General features: G+C 57.0%; 4 protein-coding genes and 1 pseudogene. 1 reads left to right on the forward strand and 4 read right to left on the reverse strand.

Annotated elements, in window-relative coordinates; all coding sequences use genetic code 11:
* From Q363_RS30300 to Q363_RS45025, 3 genes and pseudogenes are all read right to left on the reverse strand, one after another.
* Window positions 1–389 (reverse strand): annotated as a pseudogene (locus tag Q363_RS30300) (Tn3 family transposase); the annotation flags it as partial.
* 1,383 nt (window positions 390–1,772) lie between these two features.
* Window positions 1,773–3,761, reverse strand: a complete 1,989-nt coding sequence (locus tag Q363_RS30310; RefSeq protein WP_245632572.1) for an FtsX-like permease family protein — start codon at window positions 3,759–3,761, stop codon at window positions 1,773–1,775.
* A gap of 2 nt (window positions 3,762–3,763) precedes the next feature.
* On the reverse strand, window positions 3,764–4,210 hold the full coding sequence (locus Q363_RS45025; protein ID WP_245632573.1) for an ABC transporter permease: 447 nt from the start codon (window positions 4,208–4,210) through the stop codon (window positions 3,764–3,766).
* Between the two features lie 138 nt (window positions 4,211–4,348).
* On the opposite strand from Q363_RS45025, the gene solA reads away from it, so the two are divergent.
* Window positions 4,349–5,059, forward strand: coding sequence for an N-methyl-L-tryptophan oxidase (gene solA / locus Q363_RS30315; protein WP_245632574.1), 711 nt, complete (start codon window positions 4,349–4,351; stop codon window positions 5,057–5,059).
* On the opposite strand, the gene Q363_RS30320 is transcribed toward solA, so the two are convergent.
* Window positions 5,040–5,371 (reverse strand): transposase (locus Q363_RS30320; protein WP_035358187.1); only part of this gene is annotated, 332 nt, incomplete at its 5' end. The genes solA and Q363_RS30320 overlap by 20 nt on opposite strands.

Genomic DNA, 5,371 nt, shown 5'->3' on the forward strand with positions numbered 1-5,371 from the left:
TCTCTGATGTTACGCATGCGCGGCATCAGGTTGATACCCAACAGGTAGGACAGACCGAACACCGGTCCACTTTGCGCCTGGGTATCGCCGTGAATCGTATCGGGCTTGATCTCGGCACCATTGCGGATCAGCCCATCCAGGATATAGACGGCTTCGTGAACGCCGCACGGAATGAAGTGGCTGAACAGAGCAATGTACATGTCGGACACATGATAGTAGCCGATGCCACCGTATCCGCCGTAGCGGATGTGATATTCAGACAGCAGGTTCTGCTCGTAGAGGTTCCATTTCGTGCCGTCGGCCGAAGCGTGCTTGCCGCTGCCCCAGTATTTCGGTAACGCGAACTGGTTGTACGCGTTGATGACCTTCACGATGGCCTTGTCGAGGCTCGACGATGGCTGTTGAGCGCTGATGGGTAGATTTATGAAACTCATCATCAGGATTGAAAACGCAATCCGTAACATCTACCTCCTAATATCTGTCTTACAGTAACCAGAATTCAGATGTCCGCCAATTATCTCGTAGTTTCCCAAAGCCCGTTTGCAGGGAACCTCAGCGAGGGGCGGCGACGCAGGAGTCTCCCCTCATCCGCGTCCAATTGTTCCGAATCGCACGTCTGTCCCGCTTGAATCTCCTTCCCGTCCGGTGTGAGCTTGCCTGCATAGGTGATCGAGCAACATCCTGCGGTTAGTGCTTTCAATTCGATCAACACGGCCCTCGGAGATACTGCCTCGACAAGAGCAATCGACCCATACTGCTCGAAGGCTTCGACGGGCGGCCGGATTCCGTTCGCAAACCGAAGTGCTCCTGGCGTTGCAAGGTCGTCGGACCACCCAGCAAGTGACTCGCTCCCAGTCTGCACGATGTGGATACAGTTATTCCCCGGAGCAGGACGACTCCAGGTTCCTACAAATGGGCTTTTGGCAACGGTAGTCTCCGGATGCGGGCGAAGAAGAGTGACCGAGCGATCAAAGGTGCCACGGCGAAAACGCCCCGACCACCTGTCAGTAACGGGATCAAAGGTGAGATCAAGTTGTACTTCCGGACCAATTCGGGTCGCCGCCTGTTTGAGTACAAGGTGCCTGTCGGTCCACTGTAGCTGGGACGATTCATCTGAAAACCAGTTCCAGTCGCCAACCCTCCGCGTGGGACCTGTGCGTTCATATACCTCAATCGAAGCACTATGAAAAAGCTGCTCAACCCCGATAAGCGTGACTGGCGCTCCGTCAACTCTGGTGGTTAATTGAATATGGAGGCCATAGATAGCATGATCGCCTTTCACCTCCCAAGATCCTGACAGCCTCTCCGGATGGTCAATCACAAAGCCCCGCATCGTTCCTCTGGCAGGTTGTGGCTGCTGAGCAGGGACGCGACTTGGCAGGAAGATAAAAAGGATTAGCGGAACTAGTCGTGAAAATAGCATTGTCATGGATCGCTAGTGCTTTAGACACCATCCAAACGGCAAATGTTCATCGCAGCCATAGAAGTGCCCCAAAAGTCTCCTTCTCGGCAACTTCGGGTCCGACAGGTTGAAGTTGCCGAGAAGTGAGATGAGAAGGTCTTTCGGAAACGCGAGAGACTATGCGCATGAAAACTCATCCGCGAATTTCATCTCAAAACCACGCAGAAGTTCGATACATCCATTGCGTTGGTGCTCGCGGATTGTCATGTGCGGCACACTATGGCCAGGAACGCAGAATCCAGGATGGAAGTTCTTTTTCCTGGGGCATGCAGCCGCACAAACCTGGTCGCCGAGTTTTTCGTCAGGTCCCTTAATCGCAACGCAGCGCTGTCATTGGATCGACGCGGGAGGCGCGCCGGGCCGGGATTGCGCAGGCAATTCCTGCTACCAGGGCAAGCAGCAGTGTGCCCGTTAGCAGTACGATGGGGTCGTGCGCATTGCCGTCGGCCCACTGCGCGACAATTTTGTTCAGGCCCAAAGTAAGCGCGAGGCCGCATAGAACTCCGCCACCCACGCTGACGAGCGTAGAGGCAAAGACTATCCGTAAGACGTGACCACGCCCTGCCCCGAGCGCCATGCGAATGCCAAACTCGTTTGTTCGTTGGGCCACGGTATACGACACGACGCTGTAGAGTCCCACGGCAGCCAGGGCCAGGCCCAACACCGCGAAGAGGCCAAAGATCCACGACACCAGATGGTCCTGTTGCCATTCCGGCTCTTCGGAGATCCAAACGCTTAGGTCCTCGACGTTGTTGTAGATCTGCTGTTCCGTATTTACTGCGCTTACCTGCTTCCCTATGGCGTGCATCAGGGTCAGGGGAGGAACGTCAGATCTCGCCAGAATCTGGGTGCCCTCGCTCATGCTGAGTGTGTAGGGAATGAAGACGGCCGGCTTGATGGGATTTCTAAGTCCATCGTTGCGGGCGTCCGCGACAATGCCCACAATCGTCAGCCATGCGTCCGCTATGCCGGGTGCGGACAAGACCTCGGGTGGACGGCTTTCGATGTCGGGCAGCTTGACCGAGTGTCCGACTGCATCGCCGTTCGGGTAGTAGGACCGCGCGAGCGTCTGGTTGATCACCGCGACGTGGGCGGCGGTCTGATTCTCCGTATCGCTCCATAGCCGACCCTGCAACAGCGGAATGCGAAGAGCTGGAAAGTAGGCTGGATCGACAAGATTGATCGAACCCATCCGCTGGTCCGTCGAAGGCTTGCCCAAAAGCTCAAATCGCAGGTTCGATCCGTTGCGCGGCGGAGTTGCGTTGCTTGAAATCGCTGCCATGTTGACGCCGGGAGTCTCCGCGACGCTCGCGCGCAACTGCTCAAAGTAGGCTGCACGCGCGGCCCACGCTGGAAATGCGTTCTTGTGGAGGGGAACGCCGACCGACACGATATTGTGCGGGTCGTAGCCCAGCGTCGTATGCATGAGGCGCGCAAAGCCCTCCATGGCGGAGCCTGCTCCGGCCAGCAGCAGCAGGGTGAGTGCGATCTGTCCTGCGATCAGAGCATCGTGCATTCTGCGCCCATGCACGCTTCCAGCCACGCGCCGAGTACCCGACAGCACCATCCGGCTCAATTGCGGCCGCGAGAGCTGCAGCGCGGGCCACAGGCCGAAGAGAACTCCTGTTCCCAGCGCAGCGCCGATGCTGAACAGGAGCACGGGGAGATTGATGCGGATCACTACCTCCGGCGCAAAGGCATACTTGGGTAGCACCATTTGCATGCCCGCGAGTATGCCGTAGGCCAGCGCCACACCTAGCGCAGCGCCAATGGCAGCGAGCAGCAGCGATTCGGTAAGCAACTGCCGCACGATGCGCCTCCGGTTCGCTCCGATTGCTGCCCGCACGGCAAGTTCGTGCTGCCGCGCAGTGCCACGGGCCAGCAGCAAGATAGAAACGTTGCCGCAGCCGATTGCCAGCAGCAGCCCGACGGCGCCGAAGAGCAGATACGATGTTCCGCCTATGCTCTTGACGACCCAGTCGTTCAGCCCCTCCACCTGCACCTTGAAGTGCTCAGGAAACTGTTTGGGCGCGGTTTGGGCGAAGTGCTCGAGCTGCGGCTGCAACTCAGCGTTTGCGGCGTCGCGGGTCACGCCTGGCTTCAGCAGAATGTCGATGATGTACCGGCGGCTCGGGGCTTGCATCAGCTTGAGAGGAAGAAAGACGTCGGCGCTGTACCAGGTGAATCGCGGCGCCGCCACGCCCACGACAACGTAGTTCTTCTGGTTCAACTGCAATGTTTGTCCGAGCGCCGCCCGATCTCCGAAGAAGTGCTTCTGCCAAAACTTGTACGAAAGCACAACTACCGGTTGCGGCTCCTGCCATCAGGAGCGTCTGAGGCTGACAGTCCCCTTCCCACGATAGGCGGCACGCCGAGGTCATGAAAGCCGTTCGAGATGAGGCTGATTGTGTTGACGTTTTCGGGAAGATCATGCCCCGTGAGATTCATGGCATCGTAGTCCATGGCGAGCACGCCTTCTAAGCTGTGCAGCTGCTGCAGTTGCTTAATCTGGGGGCCGTTCAGGTTGATCCCATCGCTGGAGTTTGCTTTGCTGAAGACGGTCAGACGGACGATGCGGTCCGCTGCTGGATACGGATAGGGATTCATCAACGTGGCGTAGATCACGCTAAAGACTGCAGTCGTCGCGCCGATGCCCAGCGCCAGTGAGACTACAGCCGTTATGGTGAGCCCGAGGCTCCGGAAGAGTTGGCGTGTTGCGTAACGGAGATCCTGAAGCAAGGTCTGCATGGCCCTTTCCTCACGGCGCAATCGATGCAGTCCATGTTCGCATATCCCACGAAAGCCGCCACGACATACGCTTCCTCAACGGAGCGGTATGTTAAAGTCTTGCGACTGGCAGTTCTATGCCTACTGTGGAGGACAACTGTGGAAGATGCGTTTGACGTGATCGTAGTCGGCCTTGGCGCAATGGGAAGCGCTACGGCGTACCACCTTTCTAAGCAACATACAAAGGTACTGGGCTTGGAAGCCTTTATCCCCGCCCACGATAAAGGATCGTCACATGGTGAGTCCCGAATCATTCGGCAGGCGTATTTCGAAGATCCTGCCTATGTTCCGCTCGTACTACGAGCTTACGAGCTTTGGGATCAGTTGCAAAATGAAAGCAACGAGGACATCTTGAGCATCACCGGCGGAGTTGCAATCGGATCTCCACGGCGACGGCTTATAACAGGCTGCTTAAAGAGTGCGCGAAGGTACGGTCTTGAACACGACCTGTTGGACGCAAGAGAGATGCGACGGCGCTTTCCCCAGTTTGCGTTGGCCGATGACGAAGTCGCATTCTACGAAGAGAAAGCAGGCTATCTCAAGCCCGAGGAGTGTATCAGGCAGCATTTACGATGTGCCTCGAAGCGGGGAGCAGATCTTCGCTTCGAAGAACCTGTGCTTTCGTGGAGAGCTTCTCAATCAGGTGACGGTGTAAGCGTTACGACGGACAAGCAGACTTACCAGGCCAGATCGCTGGTGATCTCTGTTGGGCCTTGGTTTGCAGAGTTCGTCCCAATCATTTCGATGCCCGTCATCGTCTCCCGACGAGTCATGTTTTGGCTCAAACCTACTAGTACTGTGACCGCTTGAATGAGTAGTTCAGTTTCAGGCGTGCCAGCTTCCTTGTGAACTTCCACTTGATGGTGATCTTGTGGCGGTTTGCACTGCGATTCCAGGCTTTGGCTTGGCGGCGGAGGGTGACGATATCCCCGATCCTGCGTTTTCCGAGGCATTGGCGGCTAAAGAGGCCAATCTCGATCTCCGCCTGGTTGAGCCAGCTTCCATGCTTTGGGGTGTAGTGGACAGTAAAGCGCTCCCACAGCCATCCGCCGTCCTCTTCGCCGAAGCGGTCCACCAACCCCTTGCGAGTATGGGTGCTCAAGTTATCCATGACCAGATGAA

It is taken from the genome of Edaphobacter aggregans DSM 19364 (assembly GCF_000745965.1).
GTDB lineage: Bacteria > Acidobacteriota > Terriglobia > Terriglobales > Acidobacteriaceae > Edaphobacter > Edaphobacter aggregans.